Here is a 26,731-nt window from a genome sequence, read left to right on the forward strand (position 1 = left end):
GCGGGCCCCGGGGTTAGCCCCTGCGCCCCACGGCGGCCCGGGCCAGGGCCAGCCCGCCCAGGGCGGCCAGCGCGCCGTGCAGGGCGGCGGGCAGGGCGTAGAGCAGGGCCGTGCCCGCCAGGCCCGGAGCCAGCAGGTCGGTGTAGCCCCCGCCCGCCACCCGGGCCGTCAGGGTGTAGAGGAAATAGGGGTAGGCCCCGCCGCTCAGGTACGCCAGGGCCGCGTAGGCCAGCACGTGCAGGGTGCAGAAGCCCGTGGCCGCCAGCAGGCGGTTGACGCGGTAGCGCGCCAGGCCCACCAGCAGCGGCGGCAGGGCCAGCCCGGCCAGGTGCAGCGCCCCGGGCAGGTTGCCCGCGCCCAGGTACAGGGCGCCCAGGTAGACGGCGCGGTCGATCACGGCCCGGGCTCCGGGGCCGGGGGTGCGGCGGGGGCGTTGCCCGGCGCGGCGCCTTCGGGCTGCGGCCCGGGGGCTGCGGCCCCGGGCGGCGGGCTGTCCAGCTCGGCGCGGTAGCGCTCGTTCTCGCTGTACAGGCAGCCGCAGTATTGCTGGCGGTAGACGCCCCAGGCCTTTGACGCCTCGATGCCCTCGGTCCAGCCCGCGCGCCAGTCTTCGTAATGGAAGGCCGGGCCGCCCCCGGCAGCCAGGTCGCGGCCCAGGGCGGCGATGGCCGCATGCTTCTGGAAACGGCTGTAGAGCAGGGTGGTGGAGAAGGCGTCGAAGCCGCCCCGGCGGGCGATCTGCGCCGTGCGCTCCAGGCGCATGTGGTAGCAGTAGTGGCAGCGGTTGTCCTCGCGCTGGGCCACGGCGCGGAACCAGTCCTGCGGGCGGTATTCGTCGTCCTTGAACAGCACGCGCACGCCCAGGCGCGCGGCCACCTGCGCGGTCCCGTCGCGGCGGCGCTTGTATTCCATGAGCGGGTGGATGTTCGGGTTCACGAACAGCCCCGTGACCTCCACCCCGGCCTCTTGCAGGCGGCGGATGGGGGCGATGGCGCAGGGGCCGCAGCAGATGTGCAGGAGCAGCTTCATGGGCAGGTTCCCCGGCCCGGGGGCCGGGCGCGCGGCCCGGCGGCGGACGGCGCGGGGAGGGCCTCCCCGCGCCGCACCGGGGCCTATTGCGGCAGGATGGCGATCTGCACGCCGAATTCGCGTTCCATGTCCAGCAGCAGGGCGCGCTTGGTGTTGCTGATGTAGGCCATGAGCTCCTGGTCGCAGCGGAAGTCCACCACGTGGTCGTGGCCGTTCTTGCGCAGCTTGCGGCGCAGCTCCTTCAGGGCCTGCACGGCCTGCCATTCCAGGTTGCGGCGGGTGCCCGTGCCGCCGCAGCAGGGGCACGGCTCGGTGGACACCGCCAGGGCCGAGGAGCCCAGGCGCTGGCGCACCAGCTCCAGCAGCCCGAAGCGCGACAGGCGGCCCACGTCGGTGCGCGCGCGGTCGTTCTTCATGGCCGTGCGCAGGGTCTTTTCCACGTCGCGGCAGTGGTTCTTGTCCTTCATCTCGATGAAGTCGATGACCACCTGCCCGCCGATGTCGCGCAGCACGAGCTGGCGCGCGATCTCCTCGGCGGCTTCCATGTTGGTCTTGAGGGCCATGTCGCGGAAGTTCTTCTTGCCGCCGATCTTGCCGGAGTTGATGTCCACGGCGGTCAGGGCCTCGGTGGCGTCGATGACCAGCTGCCCGCCGCTGGGCAGGGGCACCTCGCGGCCATAGATGGCCTGGATCTGCTTGTCCAGCCCGAAGCGCTCCCACATGCCGCGCTCGGGGTCGGCGTGGTGCTTGACCAGGTTGGGCCGGCGCGGGAAGACCAGCGCGGCCATTTCCTTGACCTGCTCGGAGGTGTCCTTGTCGTCCACCCAGATCTCGCCGACCTCGGTGGAGAGGTAGTCGCGGATGGCCCGCGAGGCGAGGTCCATCTCCTGGTAGCACATGCAGGGGGCGTCCTGGCTCACACCCTTCTTGCGCACGTCGGCCCACAGGCGCTTGAGGAATTTCAGGTCCTTGGTCAGCTGGGTCTTGTTCACGTCCAGGCTGGCGGTGCGCACGATGACGCCGATGCCAGCCCCGAGGTTCAGCTCGTCCACCACCTCGCGCAGCTTCTCGCGCTCCTTGTCATCCTCGATCTTGCGCGAGATGCCGACCTGCTCGCGGCCCAGGGTCAGCACGAAATAGCGCCCGGGCAGGGAGAGGAAGGTGGTGACGAAGGCGCCCTTGCGCCCGGTGGGCTCCTTGACGACCTGGATGAGCACTTCCTGGCCGGGGCGCAGCACCTTCTGGATGGGCGGGTACTTGAAGCCCTTCTTGGCGGGCTCGTCCTCGACGTAATATTCGGGATGGACCTCGTCGATCTGCAAAAAGCCGTTGCGCTCGGCGCCGTAGTTCACGAAGGCGGCCTGGAGGTTGGGGTCGATGTTGTTGATGACCCCCTTGTAGATGTTGCCCTTGGTCTTGGCCTGGTGGACCATCTCCACGTAGTATTCGCGGATCTTGCCGTCCTCGGCCAGGGCCACTTCGACCTGTTCGCCGGGCAGCACGCTGATGAACATCTTTTCCTTGATTTTTCTGGGCATGGTCATACCTCGTCATGCGAAAGCGTTGACGGACGCGGCGGCCTGCGGCGTGGCCCGGGAAGACTCCGGGCGCGCCCGGCGGGGGCGGCCTCAGCCCTGCCTGAGGGCGTGGTAGGCGTCCCCGCCGCTGGCGGTGGTCCGCAGCCTGCCCTGGGTCGCCAGGGCCTCCAGGGCCCGGCGGACCGCCTCGGGGGGCAGGTCCAGGGCCTGGGCGAGCTGGGCCGCGGTCTGCGGCCTGCGCTCGATGGATGCGGTCACCCGCTCCTGGGCGGCGCTGTCCGCGTCGGCGGGGCGGGGCGGGTGGCCCTGGCCCGGAGCCGACGCGGCGTCCGTGGAAAATTGCCTGGCCCCGCCGGGGCGGGGCGTCGTCGTGTCGCCGGGGCGGCCCGTGGCCAGGGGCGCGAGGGTGGCGCGCCAGCGGGCCAGGGTTTCGTCGCAAACCGGGCTCGCGCTGGCCAGGGTGCCGGGGCGGGTCATGGTCACCACGTCCACGCGGTCGGCCCCAAGCCCGGCGATGAACTGGCGCAGCAGGGCCAGGTTCGCGTCCGAATCGTTGTATCCGGCGACAAGCAGCACCTCCAGCAGCAGGCGGCCCGTGAATTCCTTGCGGAAGTCGAGCAGCCCCTGGGCGAGGGCCGAAAGGTCCACCTCCGGGTGCGGGCGGTTCACGCGGCGCAACTCGGCGGGGACCAGGGAATCCAGGGAGGGCAGCACGGCGTCGGCCAGGGCCAGCTCGCGCCGGACCTGCGGGTCGTGCAGCAGGGTGGAGTTGGTCAGCACGGCGACGGGCGTATGCGGAAATATGCGTCGGATGCCCTGGATGACTGCGCCCATGTCGCTGTTCAGTGTCGGCTCACCCTTGCCCCCCAGTGTCACGTAGTCCGGTTCCTGGTGCGCCTGCTCCTTCCAGTGCGCCAGTTCATCAAGGATGTCCTGCGCGGGCACGTAGGGCTTGCGCTGCGTGGTCAGGCAGGTGGTACGCCCCACCTCGCAGTACACGCAGTCCATGGTGCACACGGTGTCCCCGGTCAGGTCCAGACCCAGGGAGAGCCCGAGGCGCCCCGAGCGCACCGGGCCGAATACGTATCGATAGGCCAACGTTGCGTGTTCCTCGTAAACCGTTTACCCCGGGAGGATGCGGGCCAGCCCTTGACGCGGCGGTCACAACCGCCTACCCACCCGCCTGGAGGTCACGATGCCAAATCTTGGTCAATTGGTAATGCTCATCAGTCCGAAGGGCAAGCGATACTTGCGCACCCTGGAAGAGGGCCCCGACATCCACACCGGCGACGGCGTGCTCCGGCTCGCCGATCTGGTGGCCGCAGCGTACGGCGACACGGTGCCCACGCATATCGGCCAGCCCTACCGGGTGCTCAAGCCCACGCTCTACGACTGCGTGAAGCTGGGCATCAAGCGCCAGACGCAGATCCTCTACCCCAAGGAAATCGGCTACCTGCTGGTGAAGCTGGGCATCGGCCCGGGCACGCGGGTTATCGAGGCGGGCAGCGGCTCGGGCAGCTTCACGGCGGCCCTGTCCTTCGCCGTGGGCGAGGCGGGGCGCGTCTACACCTACGAGCGCAGGCCCGAGTTCTCGGAGCTCAACGCCAAGAACCTGCGGCGCATCGGCCTGGGCGCCAACGTGGAGCACCATGTCCACGACATCGCCGGGGGCTTTTTGCAGACCGGGGTGGACGCGCTGTTTTTGGACGTGCGCGAGCCGTGGGCCTACGCGGCGCACATCCCGGCGGCGGTGATGCCCGGGGCGCCGGTGGCCTTTTTGCTGCCCACAGTGAACCAGGTCAGCGAGCTGCTGGTGGCCCTGGAGGCCGGGCCCTTCGACGAGGTGGAGGTGGCCGAGGTGCTGGTGCGGCGCTGGAAGCCCGTGCCCGACCGCATGCGCCCCGAGGACCGCATGATCGCCCACACGGGCTTTCTGACCTTCGCGCGCTGCATGGAGCGCCTGGAGGGCGGCGGGAACCTGGGCACCCGCGAGCGCAAGCAGGACGCCGCGCGCAGGCGCCGCGAGGCCGAGCGCGCCGCCCAGGACGGCGCGGACGACCCCCGGGACGATGCGGACCTGCCCGGCGAGGACGAGGACGGCGGCGAGGACGAATAGCCCTCCGGCACAACCCTCCGGGATTATTCCAGGAACAGCGGCGGCTCCACGGCAAGACCGGGGCCGCCGTTCTTCATGGCCTCGGCCAGCACCAGGCGCGCCGGGGCCCCGGGGCGCGGGTGCACCAGGCGCAGGCGCTTGGGCGCCAGGCGCGCCCCGGCCAGGTCGGCCAGCAGGGCGTCCAGGCGCTCGGCCAGGCCGATGAAGCAGGCCCGGCGGCGGTTCTTGAGCAGATAGGCCGCCGCGCGGGCGAAATCCGCCGTGGTGGCCCCGGCCTCGAAGCGGGCGGCGTCGCGCCCGGGGTCCGGGCAGCGGCGGCCCGTGCCCGGCTGGCGGTAGGGCGGGTTGCAGACCACGAGGTCCACGCTTTCGGGGGCCAGCGCCGGGTGCCCGCGCACGGCGGCCACATCGGCCAGCACGGCCCGGCAGCGCGGGCCCAGGCCCAGGCGCGCGGCGTTCTCGCTGGCGCAGGCGAGCATCCCGGGGTTGTTGTCCAGCCCGGTGAGCGCCACGGGGCCGTCCGGCGCGCGCAACAGCAGCGCCAGCCCCACCACGCCGCAGCCGCAGCCCAGGTCCGCCACGCGGCTCACCCCGCGCAGGCCCGCGAAGTCCGCCAAAAGCAGGGCGTCCACCGAAAAACGAAAGCCCCGCGCAGGCTGGGCCAGCCCGCGCGGGAAAAAGGCCCGCGCCGCCGCCACGGCCTGGGGGTCGCCGGGTGTGCTGTGGCTGGCGTCCGCCGTGCCCTGCGGCAGGGGCTGGATGGCCGGGTTGCCCGCTGCGCGGGGTGTGCAGGAGGGGAGGGGCTGGCCCGAGGTCTGGGCCCCGCCGGGCGCGTCCTGGGCGGCGTCCGCCGCGTTTTGGCGCTGCGCCGCCCCCGGCTCTTCGGGCGCGCCGCTGGCGCCCGGCCCGCCCGTCGCAACGGCCATGGCGCCTACTCCAGGGCCTCGCGGTCGCGCAGGCCCAGCAGGTAGAGGATGCCGTCCAGGCCCAGGGTGGAGATGGCCTGCTTGGCGCCCTTCTTGACGATGGGCTTGGCGTGGAAGGCGATGCCCAGGCCCGCCTTGCCGAGCATGGGCAGGTCGTTGGCGCCGTCGCCCACGGCCACGGCCTGTTGCAGGTCGATGTTCTCGCGGCGGGCGATGTCCTCCAGCAGCTCGGCCTTGCGCGCGCCGTCCACGATCTCGCCCACCACGCGGCCCGTGAGCCGTCCGTCCTCAATTTCCAGCTCGTTGGCGTACACGTAGTCCACGCCCAGGCGCTCCTTGAGCCGCGCCCCGAAATAGGTGAACCCGCCCGAGAGGATGGCCACCTTGTAGCCGAGCTTCTTCAGGTTGCCCACCAGCCGCTCGGCGCCCTCGGTCATGGGGATGGACGCGGCCACCTCCTCCAGCACCGCGGCGGGCAGCCCGCGCAGCAGCGACACCCGGCGGATCAGGCTGCCCTTGAAGTCCAGCTCGCCGCGCATGGCCGCCTCGGTGATGCGCGAAACCTCGTCCACCACCCCGGCCCGGCGCGCCAGCTCGTCGATGACCTCGGCCTGGATCAGGGTCGAGTCCATGTCGAAGGCGATAAGGCGGCGGTTGCGGCGGTAGACGTTGTCCTCCTGGAAGGCGATGTCCAGGCCCAGCTCCTGGGAGATGTCCATGAACGACGAGCGCAGGGCCTCGCTGTCCGTGGCCTCGCCGCGCACGGTGAATTCCACGCAGGCCCGCCCGGTGCGCGGCGGGTTGACCAGCGAGATGCGCCCCGACAGGCGCGACACCGAGTCGATGTTCAGCCCGTTGGCGTTGAGTGTGCCCGAGACGCGCGCGAGCATGTCCGCGCCGATCTCGCGGGCCAGCAGGGTCACGATGTAGCGCTTGCGGCCCTGGGCCGCCACCCAGGCCTCGTGCCGCTCCAGGGGCACGGGCACGAATTTGAGCTTCACGCCCAGCTCGTTGGCGCCGTAGAGCAGATCCTTGAGGATCGGCGCCATGCCGTAGCGCTCGGGCACCTCGATGATCAGCCCCAGGGACAGGGTGTCGTGCACCGCCGCCTGGCCGATGTCCAGGATGCGGACCTCGTAGTCCGCCAGGATGGAGGTGATGTGGTGCATGATGCCCGGCTTGTCCTCGCCGGAAATCTTGATCAGGAAAATCTCGGACATGCGGCGTCGCTCCCGTTTCGCAGCCTTGTACCCCAAAGCGGCCCGGGACGGAAGCGCCAGGGTGGAGCCTGCGGCGCCCCGGGCGCTGCCCGGGACCCGGCAGGGGCCGGGGGCCCCTGCACCCCGCACGCCGGCTGGGCCGCGCGGCGAAGCGCCGCGCGGGCCCAGCCGGGAGGACAGACGGGGGAAAAAGGCTGTCTCCGGACGCCACACGCCCTCGTTCCTGCCCCTCCCCCGCCATTTCCGCCACTCCGGCCCCGCCCCGCCCGCCCCGTGCGCGGGCCTCAGCCCTGCTTGCGCCGCAGGCGTCTGCGCAGGGCGTCGAGGACGAGGCGGGCTTCGGGCACGCCGGTGGCCAGGGACAGGGCGGCGTAGGCCACGGCCCACAGGGGGATGAGGGCCACGGCCCAGCGGCCCAGGCTGAGAGTGGCCAGGGCGGCCAGGCCCATGGCGGCGGACTGGGCGGTGTAGAGCAGGGCCTGGCGCTGGAAGGTGGCCCAGCCGGGGCCGAACTTGGCGCGCAGCCCGACCAGCAGCAGGACGGCGTTGACCCAGGAGGAGAGGGTGGTGGCCAGGGCCAGGCCCACGTGGTCCATGACCTGCATGAGCCCGACGCCGCTGGCGACATAGACCACGAGGCTGACGACGCCGATGCGCACGGGGGCCTTGGTGTCCTGCAGGGCGTAGTAGGCCGAGACCAGGGGCCGCACCAGGGCGAAGGCGGGCAGGCCCGCGCCGTAGGCCACCAGGGCCCAGGCCGTGGCGCTCACGGCCTCGGCGGCGAAGGCCCCGCGCTGGAAGAGCAGGGCCACGATGGGTTCGGCCAGGGCCATGAGCCCGGCGGCGGCGGGCAGGCTGATGAACAGGGTCAGCTTGATGCTGGCGTTGAGGGTGGCGCGGAAGTCGTCCATGTCGCCGCGCGCGGCCAGGGCCGAGAGGCTGGGCAGGGCGGCGGTGCTCACGGCCACGCCGAACACGCCCAGGGGGAACTGCACGAGGCGGTCGGCGTAGTAGAGGTAGGAGATGCTGCCTGCGGCCAGCAGCGAGGCGAGCATGGTGCCGATGACGATGTTGATCTGGTAGACGGCGGCGCCGAAGACCGTGGGCAGCATGAGCCGCGCGGTGCGGCCCACGCCCGGGTGGCGCATGGACCAGGGCCCGGTCCAGGTGAAGCCTGCGGCGGCCATGGAGGGCTGTTGCAGGGCCAACTGCGCCGCCCCGGCCACCAGCACGCCCACGGCCAGGCAGTGCGGCACGGACCAGCCCGCCCACACGCCGATGAGCGCGGCGGTGATGAGGCAGACGTTGAGGGCGCAGGGCGCCAGGGACGGGGCCAGGAAGCGCCCCGAGGCGTTGAGCAGGCCCATGCACAGGGCCATGCCCGCCACGAAGAGGATGTAGGGGAAGCAGATGCGCGTGAGGTCGGCGGTCAGCTCCAGCAGGGCCGGGTCGTCGGCGAAGCCCGGGGCGATGACGTGCACCAGGGGCCCGGCCCCGAGCATGGCCACGGTGGTGATGACGCCGAGCACGAGCAGCACCCAGACCATGAGCGAGCGGGCCATGGCGTGGGCCTCGGCGTCGCCGGAGTCCTCGCGGGTGCGCGTGTAGACGGGCACGAAGGCCATGGTCAGCGAGCCCTCGCCGAACAGGCGGCGCAGCAGGTTGGGCAGGCGGAAGGCCACGAAGAAGGCGTCGGCCAGGGGCCCGGCGCCCAGGGCGAAGGCCGTGACCAGATCGCGCAGGAAACCCAGGATGCGCGAGGCCAGGGTGGCCCCGGCGACGATGGCGGCGTTCTTGGCGATGACGCGGGCGTGGTTGGTCATGAGCCTCCGGCCCATGCGGGGCGCTGGCAGTGGGGGCAGAAGGTGGTGCTGCGTCCGGCCACGGCGGTCCGCACCAGGGGTGCGGTGCAGGTGCGGCAGGGTGTGCCGCCGCGCCCGTAGACGCGAAAATCGTTCTGGAAGGCCCCGGCGTCGCCGTGGGCGTTCACGTAGTCGCTGATGGACGAGCCGTTGGCGGCGATGGCCTCGGCCAGCACGGCCACCAGGGCGTCGTGCAGGCGCGCGAGGCGCTCGGGGCCGATGGCCGCCGCCGTATCCGCCGGGTGGATGCCCGCGCGGAACAGGCTCTCGTCGGCGTAGATATTGCCCACTCCGGCCAGCACGGACTGGTCCAGCAGCAGGGCTTTGATGCGCGCGCGGCGCCCGCCCAGCAGGGCGGCGAAGGCTTCGGCGTCCAGGTCCATGGGCTCGGGGCCCAGGGCGGCGAAGAACGGCCAGCGCGCCAGGGCGTCGGGGCTCATGGCCCGGCAGCGGCCGAATTTGCGGGCGTCGGTGAAGAACAGGCGCCGTTCGTCGGCGAGGTCGAGGATCAGCCGGGTGTGGGTGTATGGCGCGGTGGCGGTGGGCTCCACGGTGAGCCGCCCGGTCATGCGCAGGTGGAAGGCCAGGTGCAGCGGCGGGCGTTTCGGGGCGTGCAGCTCCAGGGCCAGGACCTTGCCCCGGCGCCAGACGGCGCCGATGCGCCCCCCGGCCACGGCGCGCGGCAGGGCCGGGGCGTCCAGGGCGCCGTGGCCGGTCTCCAGCACCCCGGGCCAGAGCAGGGTGGCGCTGGCCAGGGTCGCGCCGCACAGGTCCTGGCGCAGGCCCCGGGCGATGGTTTCCACCTCGGGCAGTTCGGGCATGGCGGCTACTCGGCCCCCTGCGGGGCGGCGTCGGGGGCGGGGCCGGGTTCCTCCCGCAGGGCGCCTGGCCCGCCGCCCACGCCCGTCAGGGGCACGGCCAGTTCCAGCACCTGCCCGTCGCGTCGCACGGTGATGGCCAGGGGCAGCCCGGCGCGCCCGGCCTTGAGGGCGCCCTTGTGCAGCACCCACAGGCTCGTGGCGGGCTCGCCCATGACGGCAAGGATCTCGTCGCCGGGCAGGAATCCGGCCTGGGCGGCGCGGGTGTCCGGGGCCACGTCGGTGACACTCACCCGGGCGTCGCGCTCCTGGAGCACGAAGCCCAGGCGCGAGGAATGCGACAGGGGGCAGAAGAAGAAGGCGTCGGCATCGGCGGGGTCGAAGCCGGAGCCGCCGCGCCAGGGCAGCACGGCCAGCACCCGGGCGCGCGGGTCCAGGGCGTGCAGGCGGCGGGCGATGCCCCAGCCGCGCTCCACATGCCCGGCCCCGGCCAGGAGGAGCACCGGGCGGCCCTGGGCGCGCCGGGCGGCCACGGCGGACCGGGCCATGGCCGTGTCCCACAGGGCCTGGACGCGCAGGAAGCGCTCGCGGCGGTCGGCCTGGGCTGAAGGCGCGGCGGCCGCGCCGTCCTCGCCGTCCCCGTGGCCGGGCGCGGCGTGGCGCGCGAGCACGCGCTCCAGCTCGCTGGCCTGTTCGGGGGCCGGGGGGATGATCTGCACGGGCAGCAGGTGGCGGTCGGCCCGGGCCACGGCCCCGGGGCCGCCCTCGCCCACGGCGCGCACCACGCGCCGGGGCACGTTGAGCCCGGCCAGGGGCGCGCCCGTGCGGCGCGCGGCTTCGAGCACCGGCCTGTACAGGGCGAAGGGGTGGCCCCAGGCCGTTTCCCAGTCCAGGGCGCCGGGCAGGTCGTCCACGCCGAGTTCGCCCGCATTGAAGCGGTCCAGCACGGGTTGCAGCTCGGCGGGCACCATTTCCAGCCCCAGCACCGGGGCCGGGCCGCGCGCGGCCATGGCGTCGAGCACGTCGGCCTGCACGCGGTGGTCGCAGGCCGAGGAGTGCGACTCGCCCAGCAGCACGTAGTCGGCGTGGGCCGCGCGGCGGACCAGCTCGTCCAGGGGCAGGGGCCGGGCGTCGGCGCCGAACAGCTCGCCGGGGCGCAGGTCCGCCGGGGGCGCCAGCTCAGGCGGGCGCACGGCAGCGCAGGCGCAAAGGGCCGCCGCCAGGATGACGGCGGCCCCCATGCGCAGGACGGATGTCCACTGGCGCGTGGCTAGTCCCACTTGCGCTTGTCCTCGATGGGCCGGATCTGCGGCGGCAGGGTGCCGGGGGGCACGATCTTCAGGTCCGGGCGCAGCTTGATCTGCTGACGGAAGTCGTGCAGCAGCTCGTCCTCGCGCTTGAAGTTGGAGGCCTCCACCGAGAGCACCATCTCGTCGATGCCGCCGGGGTTGGTGACCTCGATCTGCCAGCGCTTGATCTCCTCGAAGCGGGCCATGACCTGCTCCACCTGGTGCGGGTAGACGAACATGCCCTTGATGCGCGTGGTGGTGTCCACCCGGCCGACGATGTTGCCCAGGCGGGGGCTGCTGCGGCCGCAGGCGCAGGGCGCGCGGTCGATGTAGGACAGGTCGCCGGTGGCCAGGCGGATGAGCGGGTAGGTCTTGTTGAAGGCCGTGACCACGATCTCGCCGACCTCGCCGTCCTTGAGGGGGATGCCGGTGTCGGGGTGGCAGATTTCCACGAAGGCGCGGTTGGCGATGTGCAGGCCGTTGGTGTGGAAGCATTCGTAGCCGATGCAGCCCACGTCGGCGGTACCGTAGCCCTGGCGCATGATGAGGTCGAACTTCTTCTCCAGGGTGGCGCGCGTCTTTTCGGGGAATTTTTCGCCGGTGACGAAGGCGACCTCCACGAAGAGATCCTTGCGCAGGTTCAGCCCGGCCTCCTCGGCCTTCTGGGCCAGGTGCACCAGGTAGCTCGGGGTGCCCACATAGCCGGTGACGCGCAGCTTCTGGAGGATGTCGATCTGGGTGCTGGTGTTGCCGGGCCCGGCGGGCACCACGGCGCAGCCCAGGTTCTTCAGCGGCTCCTCGAACATCAGCCCGGCGGGGGTCAGGTGGTAGTTGAAGGTCACCTGGGCCAGGTCGCCGGGGCGGAAGCCCGCCGCGTAGAAGCCCTCGGTCCAGCCCCAGTAGTCTTCGCCGCGGTCTTCGGGGTCGAAGATCGGGCCCGGGGAGAGGAACACCCGGCGCAGCTCGCCCAGGTCCTTGGTCAGCAGCCCGCCCAGGCGTGGCCCCATGGACTGCAGGAAGATCAGTTCCTTCTTCTTGAGGATGGGGATGTGCTTCAAGTCATTGAGCGTCTTGAACTTCTCGACGTTGAACTGGGCGCGGTCGAAGCGCTTCTTCACGTCCTCGGAGTAGCGGTAGGCGTAGGAGAGCAGCTCCTTCAACTGGATGGTGTAGTATTGCCTGCGCTCGGACTCGTCGAGCACCTCGCGGCGCGAATAGATTCCTTCGGTTCTGTCTTTGCGGGTCATCGGTTCTCCCTTTCCTTATAGCATCGGGCGATTTTTCGTTCGGGGAGCAGTCCTATAGCATACGCGAAAAAGCGGATACAAGGGGGATGCGAGATTTTCGGTCCGGCACGGATTTTTTTGGTCTTCCAATGCGATTTTTTGCGCTTCTGCGGAACATCTGGATAAAAACGGATGAAATAGCTGCAAAGCGCCTGGAAACGCGTTTTCTGGCGGCTTGTTTCAGCGGCTCCTGGGGGGCGGCGGGCTAGAGGCGCAGCAGCCCGGCCAGGGTTTCGAGCCCGTGGCGCAAGGCTTCGCGGGTGCGCGCGCCCAGCAGCGACAGGCGCACGCCCTGCTCGGCCTGGGCCGTGCCCACGGCGAAGTGCTCGCCATGGGCCACCACCACCCCGCGCCGGGCGGCCTCGGCGGCGAACTCCACGGCGCGCCAGCGGCGCGGCAGGGGCAGCCAGGCGAAGTAGCCCGTGAGCCGCGCGCGGCAGGTGTCCGGCCCGAGCACCTCGGCCAGCAGCGCGTTGCGCGCCCCGGCCTCGGCGCGGTTGGCCGCGATGGTCCGCTGCACGGTGCCGTCGGCCAGCCATTGGGTGAAGACCTCGGCCATGAGCGGGGCGGCCTTCCACGAGGTCCACTCCACGGCGGCCTCCAGGGCGGGCAGGTCCGCCGCCGGGGCGCGCAGAAAGGCCACGCGCAGGCTGTCGCACAGCACCTTGGAGGTCGCGGCCACGAGGCAGCCCAGCTCCGGGGCCAGGGCCGCCAGGGGCGGCAGGGTCTCGTCCACGGTCAGGGCGTACACGTCGTCCTCGATGATGCGCAGCCCGAAGCGGCGGCACACGGCCACCACCTCGTGCCTGCGGTACTCGGGCATGTGTACGGTGGTCGGGTTCTGGCAGGCGGGCATGACGTAGAGGGCGCGCACGCGCTGGCGCGCGCAGGCCCGGGCCAGGGCGTCGGGGTCCAGGCCGTGGGCGTCCAGGGCCACGGGCACCAGGTGCAGCCGCAGGCGCTTGGCCAGGGGCTTGACCAACGGATAGGTCAGGTGCTCCACGGCCACGCGCTCGCCCGGGCCCAGCAGCCCGCCCAGGGCCACCAGCAGCGCGTGCTGCGCCCCGGCGGTGACGAGGACGTCGGCGGGCCGGGCCGGGCAGCCGTAGGCCCGGGCCCAGGCGGCCCCGGCCTCGCGGTGGCGCCCCAGGCCGCGCGCGCCGTGGCGGCCCACCAGGTCGGCCAGCCCCGGGGAGCGCGCGATGTGCGCCAGCACGCGGCCCAGGTCCGGCCCGAGGTGCTGGTAGGCGGCGGTCAGGCCCATGTCCAGCGGGGTGGCGGCCCCGCCGGGGGCGCCAGCCAGGGCCGGGGGCGGGAAGGGCCCGGCTGCGGGCGGCGCCCCGGGCCCGGGCCCGGGCGCGGCGCTCGGGGCGCCCTGGTCCAGCAGCCGGGCGAAGCCCTCGTGCTCCTGGCCCACGAAGGTGCCCCGGCCCCGCTCGCCGCGCACCAGCCCCCGCCGGGCGGCCTCGGCGTAGCCCCGGGTCACGGTGCCCACGGTGACGCCCATGGCCACGGCCAGCTCGCGGTGGGTGGGCAGGGCCGCGCCCGGGGGCAGCGCCCCGCTGCGCACGGCGGCCTCGATGGCGTCGGCCAGGGCCAGGTACCTGGGGCCCGGGGTGCCGGGCCCGGGCAGGGGGAAATGAATTGTCATGGTGACAATTGATATTTTGACGCGCGGATTGTGTCAATCGTAGACAGGGGGCGCGCCGGGCATCCCGCCCGGCGCCGCAGCACCCGAGCCGCCCGCCTGCCGCGCGGCGGCCGCCCCGAGGAGACGCCCGTGCCGCCCACCCCCATGGACCTCGTGCCCCTGGCCCTGTTCTGCTTCACCATGACCGTGACCCCCGGGCCCAACAACATCGTGCTCACGGCCTCGGGCGCCAACCACGGCTACCGCAGCTGCCTGCCGCACATCCTGGGCGCCCTGGTCAGCCTGCCGGTGATGTGCGTGCTGGTGGGCGTGGGGCTGGGGCGGCTGTTTCTGGCCTGGCCGGTGCTGCACACGGTGCTCGACGTGGTCGGCTCGGCCTACATGCTCTGGCTGGCCTGGAAGATCACGCGCTTTTCCGGGCAGCTGGGCCCGGCGGGAGCGCAGGGCGCGGCCCGGCCCCTGACCTTCGGCCAGGCGGCGGTCTTCCAGTGGCTGAACCCCAAGTGCTGGATGATGTACATCGGCGCGGTGTCGCTGTTCACCACCGGCGGCGCGGGCATGTTCACCGAGGTGCTGGTCATCGCCGCGCTGTTCGCGGCCATGGTCCTGCCCTGCTTCAGCGCCTGGGCCCTGCTGGGCGTTGGCGTGGGCCGTTTCCTGAACACGCGGCCCCGGGTGCTGGCCTTCAACTGGACCCTGGCCCTGTCGCTGGTGGCCTCCCTGGTCCTGGCGCATGTTCCGGCGGCGGCGGGCTGAGGCCGGGCGCGCCGGGCGCACGCAAAACGGCCCCGCCGCTGGTGCGGCGGGGCCGTTGAACGTTCCGGGTGGGGCGGGGGCTACTTCAGGGCCGGGTGCTTTTCGTCGCGCAGGGTGAACAGGATGGTGTACTTGGCGCGCAGTTCGTCCATGAGCTTGGTTTCCAGGGAGCGGTCCATGTCCTGGATGCGGATGAAGACCTTGCGCGAGGTCACGCCCTCGGGCTCGTAGGCCGTGAGCACGCTCATGATCCGCGCCTTGTGCGCGTTGAGCACGGCGATGACGCCGCCCAGGGTGCCGGGCTCGTCGGGCAGGTCGATGGCGATCTGCAACCCGCCGTGCAGCACGCCGGTGATGGAGATGAGCACGTTGAACACGTCGGTCTGGGTGATGACGCCCACCAGCTTGCCCGCCTTGTCCACCACGGGCAGGCCGCCGATCTTGTGGTCCATCATCAGGATGGCCGCCTTCTCGACGGACTCCTCGGGGGAGATGGTGACGAGCTTGGTGGACATGATGTCCTTCACCTTGATCTCCGACAGCAGGTAGTACAGCTCGTGCACGTCCAGGGTCGTGGCCTTGGAGGGTGAGGCTTCCTTGACGTCGCGGTCGGTGATGATGCCCAGCAGCACGCCCTTGTCGTCGGCCACGCACAGGCTGCGGATGTGCTTGTCCTTGAGGGTCTTGGACGCCCGCATCATGGACGTGTCGGGGGTCACGGTGACGGGATTCTTGCTCATCCAGTTGCCTACGAGCATGGGAGGCCTCCTTTGTCGCCGTCCCCGCAGGGCGGGGCGGATTGCTTGTGCGGTCTGTTTTGTCCTTCGATTCGGGGGTTTGTCTTCCCCCGTGCGTACTGTACACGGCCCACGGGGCATTTCAACTGTTTTCACGGCGCCCCGGGCCGCGCGCCAGGCTACGCGGGCAGGCCCCGGGTCCGGCGGTGGGTCTTGATGTCTTCGAGCACCTTGTAGGGCACGCTGAGGCCGCCCCGGCCCCGGCCCAGGGCGATGGCGGGCTTGACCGCGCCGTGGAAGTCCGACCCGCCGCTGACCACGAGGTCCAGCTCGGCGGCCAGGGCGAGGTAGGCCTCGGTCTGGGAGCGGGTGTGCTCGGTGTAGTGGGCCTCGATGCCGTCCAGGCCCAGGTCCTTCAGTTCCACGAGCAGGGCGCGCAGGGCCGGGCCGTCCAGCTCCAGGGTGTAGGGGTGGGCCAGGATGGTGGTGGCGCCCTCGGCGCGCAGGATTTCCAGGGCCTTGGCGGGGGTGAACTTGTCCTTGGGCAGGTAGGCCCGGCCCGTGGAGCCCAGGTAGCGGTCGAAGGCCTCCTGCACGGAGCTCGCGGCCCCGGCTTCCATGATGGCCAGGGCCAGGTGCGGGCGGCCCACGGTGCCCTCGCCCGCGATTTCCAGCACGCGCTCGTAGGTCACGTCCATGCCCAGGGCGCGCAGCTTGTCCACGATGCGCGTGTTGCGGCTGGCGCGGCGCTCGTTGAGCCAGACGAAGCCCTCTTCCAGTCGGGCCGGGCGCTCGGGCAGGAACAGCCCCAGCAGGTGCATGAAGCCCGAGGGCGACGTCACCGACAGCTCGCAGCCCGCGATGACCTCCACGCCTTCGCGGCGCCCGGCAGCCAGGGCCTCGGGCAGCCCGGCGCTGGTGTCGTGGTCGGTCAGGGCCAGGGCTTCGAGCCCGCTGCGTCTGGCCAGGGCCACCAGCTCCGCCGGGGTCAGGGTGCCGTCGGAGGCGGTGGAATGGGTGTGCAGGTCGATTCCGGGCATGGGCGTCCCCTGGCTTGCGGTTGCGGGCCCGGCGCGGGCCCCTGCCTTTGAGCTAGGGCATGGCGGGGGGGCTGTCAACGCCCGGGGCCGGGGCGGGCGGGTGCGGCCTGCCCCGGCTTGAAGCGCGGGCGGATTCGGGCTAGAGTCGCCCCACTGCCAACAAGGAGGCACCCCATGACGCTCAACAAGGACCTGCTGGACATCCTGGCCTGCCCCAAATGCAAGGGCGAGGTCGTGCTCCTGGACAAGCAGGACGGCCTGCGCTGCGACACCTGCAAGGTCGTCTACCCCGTGCAGGACGAGATTCCGGTGATGCTGATCGAGGAGGCCGTGCCCCTGGACCAGTGGGCGAACCGGGCCCAGTAGCCCACGCCGCGCGCGCAGCCGGAAAACGGATCGGGGCCGCCCCTGGCTGGGGCGGCCCCGTTTTTTGCGTTGCGGGCGGTGCGTTGCGCGCGCGCCGGGCGGCCCCGGTCAGGCGCTCTTGCGCGACAGCCACAGGTTGGCCACCGCCAGCACGGAGCTGCCCGCGATGAGCAGCAGCGAGATGGCGTTGATGACCGGGGTGGAGCCGTCGCGCACCTGGAGGTAGAGGTTGATGGGCAGGGTCGGCTCCGAGCCCACCAGGAACAGGGTGGTGTTGAAGTTCTCGAAGCTCATGAGGAAGGCCACGGTGCCCGCGCCAATGATGGCCGGGCGCAGGTAGGGCAGGGTGATGTGCACGATGACCTGCCAGCGGTTGGCGCCCAGGTTCAGGGCGGCCTCCTCCAGGGCGCGGTCGAACTTGCGCAGCCGCGCCGAGACCACCAGGGCCACGAAGGTCGTGATGAACGAGAACTGGCCGAGTACCACCAGCCAGAAGCTCGGGCGCAGGAAGGGCACGTCCACCTTGAATACGTCTTCGATGAAGAACCCCGCCGTGTTGGCGGCCAGAAGCTGCGAGATGCCCAGGATGACCCCGGGGATGACCAGCGGCGCCAGCATGAGGAAATACAGCGGGCCCTTGAAGGGAAAGTCCTCCTGCTCGAAGAGGAAGGCCGCGCAGGTGCCTACCACCACGGCCATGACGCTGACCCAGAAGGCGGTCTGGAAGCTGGTCCAGATGGAGCGCAGGTTCTGGGCGTCGTGGAAGATGCCCACCCGCCCGGGGCCCGGCGAGGTGAACCAGTCGGTGGTGAAGCCGTACCACGGCAGGGAGGGGAAGTTGGAGTCGTTGAAGGCCAGAACGCAGGTTACGGCCAGGGGCGCGAACAGGAACACGAAGTACAGGCCCACGAAGGCCGCATAGGACCAGGAATAGGCCCGCGAGTTGGGCAGGGTGCGGATCACGACGCCACCTCCCCGAGCTTCTGGCCCGAGAGCTTGAGCCCCAGCCAGATGATGGCCGAACTGAGCGCCAGCAAAAGGAAGCCGAAGGCTGCGCCCTGGTTCCAGTTGAAGCTGGCGATGAACTGGTTGTAGATCTGCTCGGTGAACCACAGGGAGTTCTTGCCGCCCATGAGGTTGGGCGTCAGGTAGTTGCCCAGGCAGAGCATGAAGACCACGATGGAGCCCGAGGTGATGCCCGGCTTGCAGTGCGGCAGGATGATGCGCCACCAGATGACCGCCCGCCCGGCGCCCAGGTCGTGGGCGGCCTCGATGAGGCTGTCGTCCAGGCTCTCCACCGCCGAGACCAGCGGCACGACCATGAACAGCATGGAGGTGTACACCAGGCCCATGATCATGGTCGCGTCGTTGTAGAGCATCTCGATGGGCGCGTCGATGACGCCCAGCTTGAGCAGCGCGAAGTTGACCACCCCCGACTCGCGCAACAGGATCATCCAGCCGTAGATGCGCACCAGCTCGCTGACCCAGAAGGGCAGCAGCAAAAGCGTGAGCAGAAAGCCCTGCAACCGCACCCGGGCGACCTTGGCGATGTAGAAGGCCACGGGCATGGCCAAAAGGAAGGTGATGGCCGTGGTGATGATGGAATACATGGCCGTGCGCACGAAGGTCAGCCAGTAGATGGGCTCGCCGAAGAAGTTGGCGTAGTTTTGCAGCGTCCAGGCCGCGCGGGCGCCCGAGCCGTCGCGCAGGCTCATGATCAGCAGGTCCAGGTGCGGCAGGATGATGAGCAGCACGAGCCAGGCCAGCACCGGGGCCAGGAACAGCCAGAACCCCAGGCGCGCCCTACGCATCGTCGCCCTCCCGCCGGAAGCAGATGCCCGACTCGGGGTGCCAGCCCAGGGTGATCTCCTGGCCGGGGCGGATGTGGTCGAAGCGCCGGTTCTGGGGCAGGGTCACCAGCAGTTCGTGCTCGGCGGGGGTCACGGTGAGCAGGCGGCTGTTGGCGCCGTCGAACAGCAGGGCCTTGACCGTGGCCCGGAAGGTGTTCAGCCCCGTGGCGTCGGCGGGCTCGATGCGCATGGCCTCGGGCCGCAGGAACAGGCGCACCGGGGTGCCCGGGGCGCAGGCCCCCCGGAAGCGGGCCCCGAAGATGAAGCCCTCGTCGGTGCGGATGGTGGCCAGGGCGCCGGAGCACTCGCCCACCATGCCCTCCCAGATGTTGGAATCGCCCACGAACCCGGCCACGAAGGGCGTGGCGGGGTCGCCGTACAGCTCCTGGGGGCTGCCGACCTGCTCGAAGCGGCCCTTGTTCATGACCGCCACGGCGTCGGACATCACCAGCGCCTCGGACTGGTCGTGGGTGATGTAGATGAACGTGGTGCCCACCTTGGCCTGGAGCTTTTTCAGCTCGACCTTCATCTGCTCGCGCAGCTTGAGGTCCAGGGCGCCCAGGGGTTCGTCCAGCAGCAGCACCGAGGGCTCCAGCACCAGGCAGCGGGCGATGGCCACGCGCTGCTTCTGGCCGCCGGAGAGCTGGGCGATCTCCTTGGCGCCGAAGCCCGGCAGGCCGACGCGCTCCAGGGTGCGCTCCACGCGCCGGGCGATCTCGGCCCGGGGGGTGCCCCGGCGCTCCAGCCCGAAGGCGATGTTGCGGGCCACGTTCATCATCGGGAACAGGGCCAGGTGCTGGAACACGAGGTTCACCGGGCGGCGGTTGGGCGCCACCTGGGCCATGTCGCGGCCGCGGATGGCGATGGTGCCCGAGGTGGGCTCCTCGAACCCGGCGACCATGCGCAGCATGGTCGTCTTGCCGCAGCCCGAGGGGCCGAGGATGGAGAAGAACGAGCCCGCCGGAACGTCGAAGGACACGTCGTCCACGGCCACGAAATCGCCGAAGCGTTTGGTCAGGTTGCTGACGCTGAGATCGTTTTCCATGCGCAGCCCGGGAGGTTGGTCGTTGCGAAAAATAAAGGGGGGCGGTGGCCCGCCCCCCAACGTCGCCGCACTCTGCTTACTGGGCGGCCTTGATCTTGTCCAGCACCTTGCCTTCCATGGCCTCGAGCTTGGCCGGGACGGGCGGGTACCACTTGATGTTGTCGATGGTCGCCTGCGGGAAGGAGCGCTCGAAGTTGGCGCGCACGTCGGCGGCCACGTGGGCGTTGGCGTCCTTGGAGGCGGTGGGGGTGTTCTCGGCGGTGGTGAACAACCCGGCGTTCTCGGGGCGCAGCATGAAGTTGATCCACTTGTAGGCCGCCTCGACGTTCTCGGCCTTGGCCGGGATGGCGAAGGTGTCGATCCAGCCCAGGGCGCCTTCCTTGGGGGCCACGAAGTCGATGGCCGGGTTCTCGGCGTGCAGCTTCCAGCCGCCGTTGTCCCAGGCCTTGGCCACGTAGACTTCGCCCGAGCGCATGGACTCGAGCAGCGAGTCGCCGTTGGCCCAGTAGTTCTTGACCATGGGCTTGGCGGCGATGAGCGTCTCGGCAACCTTGTCGAGCATGGCCTGGTAGGCGGCGGGGTCGGAGTACAGGGCGAAGGGGTCATAGCCCAGGGCGAAGCCCATGGCGATGAGGATGGGGCGCTTCAGGCGGTAGCTCACGCGGCCCTTGAACTGCGGGTCGAGCAGGGCCTTGAAGGAATCCACCCCGGCGGCCTTGTCGGCGTTGATGATCAGGCCCGAGGTGCCCCAGCAGAAGGGCACGGCGTAGGACGCGCCGCCCACCAGGGTGTTCTTCTTCACCGCTTCAAGCATGGAGGGGATGAACAGATCGGCCTGGACCTTGGAAAAGTCGATGGGCTGGTAGAGGCCGAACTCCTCCTGCACGGAGGAGATGCGGTCCTGGCTGGGCTGGGCCAGGTCGAAGCCCGCGCCACGCGTGGCGCGCAGCTTGGCGATCATTTCCTCGTTGTTGGAGTAGGTGACTTCCACGGTGACGCCGGTCTCGGCCTGGAATTTGTCCACCAGCTCCTTGGGGGCGTAGCCCTTCCAGGTGAGCAGCTTCAGGGTCTCGGCCTGGGCCGTGGCGGAGACGGCCAGCAGGGCGAGCATCAGGAGAAGCAGGGTCTTGCGCATGACGTGGCTCCTTGTTTGGGGGTGCCCCTTCCCGAAAGGAAAAGAGGTGCTTATCCGGAAGCCATACTCCATATCGGCCCCTGGCGGCAAGCTGCGGATGATGGCAATTGGATGGCGAAGGTTGCGGCCCGGTGACGCCCCCGCGCCGCTGCGCGCCGCGCCAGGGGCCGGGGCGCCATGCGCGGCCCGGGGCCGCAGGGCGCGGTGCATGCCCCGGGCACGCCCTGCCAATGGAGCGCGGGAGCCCAGGGGCGTTGTACGCTGTTTTCGGTCCAGGGTGGTCTTGACATGGAACGAAGCCTGCTTACTTTCCACTGCGAAAAGAGGCCAATGAGCCACGTGCAACAATATCCCAAGACGGAGGGTAGAGGCATGGTGATCGATTTCGGCTCCTTCTACAACTTTCCCAGGTATTGGGACAAGATGTTCGAGGACTTCTTCGGCCCGGCGACCCTGGCCCAGCGGCGCGCGGCCTACCCGCCCCTGAACATCAGCGAGAACGATGACCACATCCGCATCCGGGCCGAGATTCCCGGCACGGCCATGCAGGACGTGGAGTTGACGCTGACCGGGCGCAGCCTGGTCATCAAGGGCGAGCGCAAGGCCCCCGAGGGCAAGTACTTCCGCCAGGAGCGCCCGGCGGGCGTGTTCCAGCGGGTCATCACCCTCAACGTGCCCGTGGAGCGCGACGGCGTGCGCGCCACCCTGGCCGACGGGGTGCTCGACATCGTGCTGCCCAAGTCCGAGGCAGTGAAGCCCAAGAAGATCGACATCCAGATGTCCTAGCGCACTGTTGAAAAAATTCTGTTTTTCAGGCCGTTCGAAAATGGTGAGATGCAAGGCGCGAAAAAAATCCAGGACCGCTGCGTAGCAAGACAGACGTGAGGGTTTGGATTTTTTGGGCAACGCAGCAGAGCGCCTTTTTCCAGCGGCCTGCCAGGGAGGTGCCCCATGAGCAACGATATCGCCAAGACCCAGCAGACCGAAGCCAGCGTGCCGCGCTTCCGCCAGCCGGCGGACATCATCGAGCGCGAGGACGGCTTCCATATCTTCATGGATATGCCCGGCGTGGGCAAGGACGCCCTGTCCATCGACCTGGAGGACAGTGAGCTGGTGGTCAGCGGGCGCGCCTGCACGGACCTGCCCGAGGGCGAGAAGTACCTCGAGGTGGAGTTCGGCAGCTGCGAGTACCGCCGGGCCTTCAAGCTCTCCGACACCGTGGACCGCGAGCGCATCCGCGCCAGCCTGACCAACGGCGTTCTGGAACTGTTCCTGCCCAAGGCCGAGGCCTCCCAGCCCCGGCGCATCGAGATCAAGGCCGGATAGGCGCCCGCGCGGCGCCCCGGCACCACAGGCAAAAGGGCCGACCCCCCTGGCGGGGGGTCGGCCCTTGGCGTTTGGTGCGGCCCGGGTCAGCCCATGGCGCGGACTTCGGCCAGGCGTGTGGCGTAGTGGTCCACGTGCAGGCTCAGGTGGGCGTAGTAGTCGCGCACCAGGAATTCCAGGGTTTTGGGCCCGTCGGGGTGCTGCCAGGCGTTGGCCAGGGCGGCCTCGGGGATGCCCTGGATCACGTGCAGCAGGTGGTCGTTGTAGGCCTTCCAGAGCAGGGCCAGGGAGGTCCAGTCGGCTTCGGCGTAGCGCTGGGCGGCCACCCACGGCTCGGCCTCGTAGGGCGGAAAGTGCTCCAGGCTGCCGAATTGCAGGCGCACGAAGCGCTGGTGGTTGTTGCTGGCGCTGTCGATGAGGTGGCCGACGATCTCCTTGAGGGTCCAGGCGTCGGGGGCCGGGCGCAGCCCGGCTTCGGCGGGCAGGGTATCGCGCACCAGGCGCAGGAAGGCCTCGAGGGTCGGCTGGGCGTCGGCGGGAATGTGCATGGTCCCCTCCCGGGAATGTGTGTGCGGTCCATGGCCCGGGTCGCCCCGGGCCATGGACCGCACTACCAGGGGCCGGGCCCGGGGGCAAGCCCCGGGCCGCAGGGCCCGTCAGCCTAGCTGGCCGCAGGCGCGGGCAGCAGGCGCTTGTTGCCTTCCCAGACCTTCTCGGCCTTGGGCGTCAGCTTGAGGTACTTGAACCACTTGTGGCTGGCCATGTGCTCGGGGTCCATCTGCAGCTCGCGGCTGTGGTGCATGATGGGCGGCACCAGCTCCTTGATGTCGCCGGACAGGGCCTCGGCGGTGGTGAAGGCCGCCGCGCGGATGGCGATGTCCACGGCCTGCTGGCTGTAGCGCTGGGACTGGGCCAGGGTGTTCAGGGCCTTGGTGGGGTTGTGGAAGCCCACGCTGTTCTCGGCGGACACGTAGTCCCAGAAGAACTGACCCTTGCGGCACATCTCGCGGGCCTGGATCATGAGCTGGTCGTACCCTGCGGGCTTGGCGCCCTGGTATTCGGCGGCCATGCGGATGGCCTCGTGGGCCTTGACGGAGATGTCCTGGGCGATCATGAGCTGCTCCCAGATCTTGTCCTGGGTGTAGACCACGCGCTCGCGCAGGTAGTCGGGGGTCTTGTCGGTGTGGCACTGGCGGCAGGCCTTGAGGTCCGGGTCCTTGAGGGGCGAGGTCCAGTGGTGGGTGGACATCTTCTTCTTGCCGTCCAGGCGCACGTAGCTCATGTGGCAGTCGGCGCAGGAGACGCCCGCCGCGCCGTGCACGCCGTCGCCCCACATCTCGTACTCGGGGTGCTGGGCCTTGAGCATGGGCGTCTGGGACACGGGGTGCACCCAGTCCACGAAGTTGCCCTCGAAGCCGGGGGTCGTGGTGTCGCCGTGGGTCTTGTAGTACTCGTAGATCTCTTCGGGGTTCTTGCCCATGGACCAGGGGAACACGGGCTTCTTGGCCGGGCCGAAGCCCTTGTCCTGGAAGTAGTATTCCACGTGGCACTGCCCGCAGACCAGGGCGCGCTGCTCGTTGCGCGGCATGGTGGCGAAGTCCTTGCCCTCGGCGGCCAGATGGTCCTTGAGGGGCACGGAGTACAGGCGCAGGTCCATGGTGCGCGGGTCGTGGCAGTTGGCGCAGCCGATGGTGTTGTCGTCCATGTCCACCTGCTCGCGGAACTTGTTGAAATCATTGGCCCAGAACTCGTCGCCGTATTCGCCGACGAACTCGTTCATCTTGGCCGTCTTGCAGTTCCAGCAGGTGGCGGGCAGGCCGCCCTTCTCGTCGTAGCGGTTGATGCGGTCGATGTGCAGGATGTCCTTGAGGGCGTAGGTGTGGCCGCGCGCGGCGCGGTATTCGTAGCTGAAGGGGTAGCCCAGCCAGAGGTTTTTCAGGTAGGGCTGGGCGTGTTTGTAGCCCTCGGGCAGGGGGCTGACGTTGTCGTGCTTGTTGTAGGCCACCGACCCGCCGTACTCGGTCATGATCTCCGACTCGTTGTTGCGCAGGAAGGTCTCGTAGTGCAGGGGGAATTCGTCCTTGAAGGACGAGTTGCGGATTTCCGTCTCGGGCAGGTCGGTCTTGAACTGCGGGGTCTTGGGGTCGGACATGTCGGTGCAGGCGGCCAGGACCAGGGCCAGGGCCGCGGCCAGCATGGCGACGGTGATTTTCATGCTACGCATCGGCGGCGCTCCTCTTGGCTACGGGGATCTTGGGGCTGTGGGGCACGTGGCGGTGGCAGTCGGTGCAGAACTCCTTGCTCTGCATGATGACCGTGGAGGTCGTCGCGCCGTGGCAACGCTGGCAGTTCTCCTGGGTCACGCGCCTGGTGTCGCCTCCGGGGTGGATCAGGTCGGGCACGGAGCTGGTGGCCGTGGCCCAGATGTCGCGCAGGCCTTCCTTGCTCTTGAAGGGCAGTTTGGCCACCAGGTTGTGCGGGGCGTGGCATTCGTTGCAGGCCAGCTCCGCGTGCACCGAGCGCTTGTGCGTCAGCGCGGCCTCGGCCATGGAGTGGCAGCTGCCGCAAAACGGCGCCTGATCCGTGGCGGTCATGGCCAGGGCCGCCCCGACCACCAGCACCATGCCCGCGATGGCCGGGGGCAGGGCCAGGCGCAGTCCGCGCCACCATGTGCTGTCCTTGGTCCGGGTCATAAGTCCTCCTCTCTTCCTCGGTCTGGGGTGCGGTATCGGCTCGGGCCTGGCGGGCCCGTATGCGTCAGCGCGTTGCGGCAGGCTACATTTTCGTTATCCCATAGCAAAATAATTCCATCGTGTGGAGAAAAATGTTCATCCGGGCCATGGCGCGGTGCGCGCGGCGCGTTTTCCGGACTGCTTCGGCGCTTGGCAGCCGCCGTTGCCCAGGGCCGGGCCGGGCGCGGATTGCGCCAAAGATATCAAGCCGTGAGGCCGAAGTTTTTGACCTGGGTCAAATTCCGGCGCCGGACCCGGAAACACCCGGCCGGAGCACGCAAAAAGGCCGGGGCGCGTGCCCCGGCCTTGCGTGTGGCGTGGCCCCTCGCGGGCGCCGGCTAGCCGAGGATGGCCGCCAGGTCCTCGTCGGGGGTGGTGATGGGCCGGATGCCGTAGTTCTGGACCAGGAAGTCCAGCACCGCCGGGGTGATGAACGCGGGCAGGCTCGGGCCCAGGCGGATGTTCTTCACGCCCAGGTGCAGCAGGGTCAGCAGGATGGCCACGGCCTTCTGCTCGTACCACGACAGGACCATGGACAGCGGCAGGTCGTTGACCCCGCAGCCGAAGGCGCCCGCCAGGGCCGTGGCGATCTGGATGGCCGAGTAGGCGTCGTTGCACTGGCCGATGTCGAGCAGGCGCGGGATGCCGCCGATATCGCCCAGCTGCTTGTCGAAGAAGCGGAACTTGCCGCAGGCCAGGGTCAGCACCACGCAGTCGGCGGGCACCTTTTCCACGAACTCGGTGTAGTAGTTGCGCCCGGGCTTGGCGCCGTCGCACCCGGCCACCAGGAAGAAGTGGCGGATGGCGCCGGAACGCACGCCGTCGATGACCTTGTCGGCCACGCCGAGCACGGCGTTGCGCCCGAAGCCCGTGAGCACGGAGCCCTTGTCCGCGTCGGCGGCAAAGCCGGGCATGGCCAGGGCCTTGTCGATCACCGGGCCGAAGTCGCCGTTCTTGACGTGCGCGGCGCCGGGCCAGCCCACCAGACCGGTGGTGAAGATGTGGTCCATGTAGGTGGTAGGCTTCTGGATGCAGTTGGTGGTCATGAGGATGGCGCCCGGGAAGGCCGCGAATTCCTTCTGCTGGTTCTGCCAGGCCGTGCCGTAGTGTCCGTGGAAGTGGGGGTACTTCTTGAGCTCGGGGTAGCCGTGGGTGGGCAGCATCTCGCCGTGGGTGTAGATGGTGATGCCCTTGCCCTGGGTCTGCTCCAGCAGGTCGCGCAGGTCCTTGAGGTCGTGGCCGGAAACGAGGATGGCCTTGCCCGCCTTGGGCCCCAGGGGCACGGGCGTGGGCACGGGGTGGCCGTAGGTGCCGGTGTTGGCGGCGTCGAGCAGCTCCATGGTCCGCAGGTTGGTGGCGCCGGCCTCCAGGGCCAGGCCGACCCAGGCGCCCAGGTCCAGGCTGGTGTCGTACACGGCGGCCAGGGCCTTGTGCATGAAGGCGTAGACCGCGTCGTCCTCCTGGCCGAGGATGGCGGCGTGGTCGGCGTAGGCCGCGATGCCGCGCAGGCCGAAGAGCACGATATGCTGCACGCTTTTCACGTTGGGGTCGGCGCTGTGGTCGCGGTGGATGTCGAAGGCCTCGGCCTGGGCGGCCAGGGGCGTCAGGCGGTCGGGGGTCCAGTTGGCGGCGGGCTCGTCGAAGCGGGCCGGGCCCCCGGCGGCGGCCACGGCGGCCTTCAGGCGCTCGCGCAGCTCCACGGCCCGGGGGATGAGCACGGACTCGAAGCGCGCGGGGTCGAAGTTGACGTTGGTCAGGGTGCTGAAGAGGCCCTCGGCGGTGAAGCGGTTGACCTCGCGGTCGGTGACACCCACGGCGCGCCCGGCGTGGGCCACCACGGCCAGCCCGCGCACGGCGTAGGTCAAGAGGTCCTGCAGGGCGGCGACATCGGGGCCCTTGCCGCAGACGCCGTATTTGTCGCAGCCCACGCCCTTGGCGGTTTGCTCGCACTGGTAACAGAACATGGTTGTCCTCCTGGTTGGAAGTTGCATTGCTCGTGTTGGCGGCAG

The 26,731-nt window shown here is 70.2% G+C and carries 26 protein-coding genes; 5 read left to right on the forward strand and 21 right to left on the reverse strand.

Features of this window, described 5'->3' with window-relative positions; genetic code table 11:
* Window positions 1-13: 13 nt before the first annotated feature.
* From G495_RS0115010 to G495_RS22900, 4 genes are all read right to left on the reverse strand, one after another.
* Complete coding sequence (locus G495_RS0115010; protein ID WP_028588433.1) at window positions 14-397, reverse strand: hypothetical protein; 384 nt, start codon at window positions 395-397, stop codon at window positions 14-16.
* Window positions 394-1,029 carry an epoxyqueuosine reductase QueH gene (locus tag G495_RS19625; RefSeq protein WP_084458350.1) on the reverse strand — a complete coding sequence of 212 codons (636 nt, stop codon included), beginning with the start codon at window positions 1,027-1,029 and terminating at the stop codon, window positions 394-396. The genes G495_RS0115010 and G495_RS19625 overlap by 4 nt, the downstream gene beginning before the upstream one ends.
* 83 nt (window positions 1,030-1,112) lie before the next feature.
* A complete protein-coding gene (locus G495_RS0115020) occupies window positions 1,113-2,573 on the reverse strand; it encodes an Rne/Rng family ribonuclease (protein ID WP_028588434.1) in 1,461 nt (486 codons plus the stop codon).
* A gap of 84 nt (window positions 2,574-2,657) precedes the next feature.
* Window positions 2,658-3,665, reverse strand: a complete 1,008-nt coding sequence (locus G495_RS22900) for a radical SAM protein (protein ID WP_035252571.1) — start codon at window positions 3,663-3,665, stop codon at window positions 2,658-2,660.
* A gap of 97 nt (window positions 3,666-3,762) precedes the next feature.
* On the opposite strand from G495_RS22900, the gene G495_RS19635 reads away from it, so the two are divergent.
* Window positions 3,763-4,683: a tRNA (adenine-N1)-methyltransferase gene (locus G495_RS19635; RefSeq protein WP_051445438.1), complete on the forward strand. Its 921-nt coding sequence runs from the start codon at window positions 3,763-3,765 to the stop codon at window positions 4,681-4,683.
* Between the two features lie 23 nt (window positions 4,684-4,706).
* Here the strand turns inward: G495_RS19635 and G495_RS19640 are convergent, their stop codons facing one another.
* From G495_RS19640 to G495_RS0115065, 7 genes are all read right to left on the reverse strand, one after another.
* Window positions 4,707-5,609, reverse strand: coding sequence for a tRNA1(Val) (adenine(37)-N6)-methyltransferase (locus G495_RS19640; RefSeq protein WP_084458352.1), 903 nt, complete (start codon window positions 5,607-5,609; stop codon window positions 4,707-4,709).
* Window positions 5,610-5,614: 5 nt separating this feature from the next.
* Window positions 5,615-6,829 (reverse strand): phosphoserine phosphatase SerB, encoded by a 1,215-nt coding sequence (gene serB, locus G495_RS0115040; RefSeq protein ID WP_028588435.1) that lies wholly within the window; start codon window positions 6,827-6,829, stop codon window positions 5,615-5,617.
* A gap of 284 nt (window positions 6,830-7,113) precedes the next feature.
* Complete coding sequence (gene murJ / locus G495_RS0115045) at window positions 7,114-8,652, reverse strand: murein biosynthesis integral membrane protein MurJ (RefSeq protein WP_028588594.1); 1,539 nt, start codon at window positions 8,650-8,652, stop codon at window positions 7,114-7,116.
* Window positions 8,649-9,512, reverse strand: coding sequence for a bifunctional DNA-formamidopyrimidine glycosylase/DNA-(apurinic or apyrimidinic site) lyase (gene mutM / locus G495_RS19645; protein ID WP_035252572.1), 864 nt, complete (start codon window positions 9,510-9,512; stop codon window positions 8,649-8,651). The genes murJ and mutM overlap by 4 nt, the downstream gene beginning before the upstream one ends.
* A 5-nt stretch (window positions 9,513-9,517) precedes the next feature.
* Window positions 9,518-10,789: a ChaN family lipoprotein gene (locus tag G495_RS19650; protein WP_156939732.1), complete on the reverse strand. Its 1,272-nt coding sequence runs from the start codon at window positions 10,787-10,789 to the stop codon at window positions 9,518-9,520.
* Entirely contained in the window at window positions 10,780-12,045 is a 1,266-nt protein-coding gene (locus tag G495_RS0115060) for a phenylacetate--CoA ligase family protein (protein WP_028588436.1), read from the reverse strand. Before G495_RS0115060 ends, G495_RS19650 begins: the two co-directional genes overlap by 10 nt.
* A gap of 244 nt (window positions 12,046-12,289) precedes the next feature.
* Entirely contained in the window at window positions 12,290-13,735 is a 1,446-nt protein-coding gene (locus G495_RS0115065; RefSeq protein ID WP_028588437.1) for an aminotransferase-like domain-containing protein, read from the reverse strand.
* Between the two features lie 129 nt (window positions 13,736-13,864).
* Between G495_RS0115065 and G495_RS0115070 the strand changes: the two genes are divergently transcribed.
* Entirely contained in the window at window positions 13,865-14,491 is a 627-nt protein-coding gene (locus tag G495_RS0115070) for a LysE family translocator (RefSeq protein ID WP_028588438.1), read from the forward strand.
* An 80-nt stretch (window positions 14,492-14,571) separates the two neighbouring features.
* Here G495_RS0115070 and G495_RS0115075 read toward each other — a convergent pair whose 3' ends face one another.
* Both G495_RS0115075 and G495_RS0115080 read right to left on the reverse strand, forming a co-directional pair.
* Window positions 14,572-15,249 (reverse strand): CBS and ACT domain-containing protein, encoded by a 678-nt coding sequence (locus tag G495_RS0115075; RefSeq protein ID WP_028588439.1) that lies wholly within the window; start codon window positions 15,247-15,249, stop codon window positions 14,572-14,574.
* A 158-nt stretch (window positions 15,250-15,407) separates the two neighbouring features.
* Window positions 15,408-16,268 carry a PHP domain-containing protein gene (locus G495_RS0115080; RefSeq protein WP_028588440.1) on the reverse strand — a complete coding sequence of 287 codons (861 nt, stop codon included), beginning with the start codon at window positions 16,266-16,268 and terminating at the stop codon, window positions 15,408-15,410.
* A 174-nt stretch (window positions 16,269-16,442) separates the two neighbouring features.
* Here G495_RS0115080 and G495_RS0115085 point away from each other — a divergent pair, with 174 nt between their 5' ends.
* Window positions 16,443-16,634, forward strand: coding sequence for a Trm112 family protein (locus G495_RS0115085; protein WP_028588441.1), 192 nt, complete (start codon window positions 16,443-16,445; stop codon window positions 16,632-16,634).
* A gap of 108 nt (window positions 16,635-16,742) precedes the next feature.
* Here G495_RS0115085 and G495_RS0115090 read toward each other — a convergent pair whose 3' ends face one another.
* From G495_RS0115090 to G495_RS0115105, 4 genes are all read right to left on the reverse strand, one after another.
* Window positions 16,743-17,597 carry an ABC transporter permease gene (locus G495_RS0115090; RefSeq protein WP_028588442.1) on the reverse strand — a complete coding sequence of 285 codons (855 nt, stop codon included), beginning with the start codon at window positions 17,595-17,597 and terminating at the stop codon, window positions 16,743-16,745.
* A complete protein-coding gene (locus G495_RS0115095) occupies window positions 17,594-18,445 on the reverse strand; it encodes an ABC transporter permease (RefSeq protein ID WP_028588443.1) in 852 nt (283 codons plus the stop codon). Before G495_RS0115095 ends, G495_RS0115090 begins: the two co-directional genes overlap by 4 nt.
* Window positions 18,438-19,529: an ABC transporter ATP-binding protein gene (locus tag G495_RS0115100; protein WP_028588444.1), complete on the reverse strand. Its 1,092-nt coding sequence runs from the start codon at window positions 19,527-19,529 to the stop codon at window positions 18,438-18,440. The genes G495_RS0115095 and G495_RS0115100 overlap by 8 nt, the downstream gene beginning before the upstream one ends.
* Before the next feature lie 76 nt (window positions 19,530-19,605).
* The gene (locus tag G495_RS0115105; protein ID WP_028588445.1) at window positions 19,606-20,664 is read right to left on the reverse strand and encodes an extracellular solute-binding protein; all 1,059 of its coding nucleotides are present in this window, start codon (window positions 20,662-20,664) and stop codon (window positions 19,606-19,608) included.
* 372 nt (window positions 20,665-21,036) lie between these two features.
* On the opposite strand from G495_RS0115105, the gene G495_RS0115110 reads away from it, so the two are divergent.
* Both G495_RS0115110 and G495_RS0115115 read left to right on the forward strand, forming a co-directional pair.
* Window positions 21,037-21,450, forward strand: coding sequence for an Hsp20/alpha crystallin family protein (locus tag G495_RS0115110; RefSeq protein ID WP_028588446.1), 414 nt, complete (start codon window positions 21,037-21,039; stop codon window positions 21,448-21,450).
* A gap of 165 nt (window positions 21,451-21,615) precedes the next feature.
* Entirely contained in the window at window positions 21,616-21,990 is a 375-nt protein-coding gene (locus G495_RS0115115; protein WP_028588447.1) for an Hsp20/alpha crystallin family protein, read from the forward strand.
* A gap of 86 nt (window positions 21,991-22,076) precedes the next feature.
* Here G495_RS0115115 and G495_RS19655 read toward each other — a convergent pair whose 3' ends face one another.
* The 4 genes from G495_RS19655 to hcp form a co-directional block, all read right to left on the reverse strand.
* Window positions 22,077-22,538, reverse strand: a complete 462-nt coding sequence (locus G495_RS19655; protein ID WP_051445440.1) for a DinB family protein — start codon at window positions 22,536-22,538, stop codon at window positions 22,077-22,079.
* Window positions 22,539-22,651: 113 nt separating this feature from the next.
* Window positions 22,652-24,214 carry an ammonia-forming cytochrome c nitrite reductase subunit c552 gene (locus G495_RS0115125; RefSeq protein WP_028588448.1) on the reverse strand — a complete coding sequence of 521 codons (1,563 nt, stop codon included), beginning with the start codon at window positions 24,212-24,214 and terminating at the stop codon, window positions 22,652-22,654.
* Entirely contained in the window at window positions 24,207-24,683 is a 477-nt protein-coding gene (locus G495_RS0115130) for a cytochrome c3 family protein (RefSeq protein ID WP_028588449.1), read from the reverse strand. Before G495_RS0115130 ends, G495_RS0115125 begins: the two co-directional genes overlap by 8 nt.
* Window positions 24,684-25,060: 377 nt before the next feature.
* Window positions 25,061-26,686, reverse strand: a complete 1,626-nt coding sequence (gene hcp / locus G495_RS0115135; RefSeq protein WP_028588450.1) for a hydroxylamine reductase — start codon at window positions 26,684-26,686, stop codon at window positions 25,061-25,063.
* Window positions 26,687-26,731 lie beyond the last annotated feature (45 nt).

The sequence above is a fragment of the Desulfocurvus vexinensis DSM 17965 genome (assembly GCF_000519125.1).
GTDB classification, from domain to species: Bacteria; Desulfobacterota; Desulfovibrionia; order Desulfovibrionales; family Desulfovibrionaceae; genus Desulfocurvus; species Desulfocurvus vexinensis.

Bases quoted from the DNA above. Each gene is read 5' to 3' on its own strand.
- G495_RS19625 (WP_084458350.1), bottom strand. From the start codon at position 1,029: ATGAAGCTGCTCCTGCACATCTGCTGCGGCCCCTGCGCCATCGCCCCC.
- G495_RS0115020 (WP_028588434.1), bottom strand. From the start codon at position 2,573: ATGACCATGCCCAGAAAAATCAAGGAAAAGATGTTCATCAGCGTGCTG.
- G495_RS19635 (WP_051445438.1), top strand. From the start codon at position 3,763: ATGCCAAATCTTGGTCAATTGGTAATGCTCATCAGTCCGAAGGGCAAG.
- G495_RS19640 (WP_084458352.1), bottom strand. From the start codon at position 5,609: ATGGCCGTTGCGACGGGCGGGCCGGGCGCCAGCGGCGCGCCCGAAGAG.
- serB (WP_028588435.1), bottom strand. From the start codon at position 6,829: ATGTCCGAGATTTTCCTGATCAAGATTTCCGGCGAGGACAAGCCGGGC.
- murJ (WP_028588594.1), bottom strand. From the start codon at position 8,652: ATGACCAACCACGCCCGCGTCATCGCCAAGAACGCCGCCATCGTCGCC.
- mutM (WP_035252572.1), bottom strand. From the start codon at position 9,512: ATGCCCGAACTGCCCGAGGTGGAAACCATCGCCCGGGGCCTGCGCCAG.
- G495_RS0115060 (WP_028588436.1), bottom strand. From the start codon at position 12,045: ATGACCCGCAAAGACAGAACCGAAGGAATCTATTCGCGCCGCGAGGTG.
- G495_RS0115065 (WP_028588437.1), bottom strand. From the start codon at position 13,735: ATGACAATTCATTTCCCCCTGCCCGGGCCCGGCACCCCGGGCCCCAGG.
- G495_RS0115075 (WP_028588439.1), bottom strand. From the start codon at position 15,249: ATGCTCGTAGGCAACTGGATGAGCAAGAATCCCGTCACCGTGACCCCC.
- G495_RS0115080 (WP_028588440.1), bottom strand. From the start codon at position 16,268: ATGCCCGGAATCGACCTGCACACCCATTCCACCGCCTCCGACGGCACC.
- G495_RS0115085 (WP_028588441.1), top strand. From the start codon at position 16,443: ATGACGCTCAACAAGGACCTGCTGGACATCCTGGCCTGCCCCAAATGC.
- G495_RS0115095 (WP_028588443.1), bottom strand. From the start codon at position 18,445: ATGCGTAGGGCGCGCCTGGGGTTCTGGCTGTTCCTGGCCCCGGTGCTG.
- G495_RS0115100 (WP_028588444.1), bottom strand. From the start codon at position 19,529: ATGGAAAACGATCTCAGCGTCAGCAACCTGACCAAACGCTTCGGCGAT.
- G495_RS0115105 (WP_028588445.1), bottom strand. From the start codon at position 20,664: ATGCGCAAGACCCTGCTTCTCCTGATGCTCGCCCTGCTGGCCGTCTCC.
- G495_RS0115110 (WP_028588446.1), top strand. From the start codon at position 21,037: ATGGTGATCGATTTCGGCTCCTTCTACAACTTTCCCAGGTATTGGGAC.
- G495_RS0115115 (WP_028588447.1), top strand. From the start codon at position 21,616: ATGAGCAACGATATCGCCAAGACCCAGCAGACCGAAGCCAGCGTGCCG.
- G495_RS19655 (WP_051445440.1), bottom strand. From the start codon at position 22,538: ATGCACATTCCCGCCGACGCCCAGCCGACCCTCGAGGCCTTCCTGCGC.
- G495_RS0115125 (WP_028588448.1), bottom strand. From the start codon at position 24,214: ATGCGTAGCATGAAAATCACCGTCGCCATGCTGGCCGCGGCCCTGGCC.
- G495_RS0115130 (WP_028588449.1), bottom strand. From the start codon at position 24,683: ATGACCCGGACCAAGGACAGCACATGGTGGCGCGGACTGCGCCTGGCC.
- hcp (WP_028588450.1), bottom strand. From the start codon at position 26,686: ATGTTCTGTTACCAGTGCGAGCAAACCGCCAAGGGCGTGGGCTGCGAC.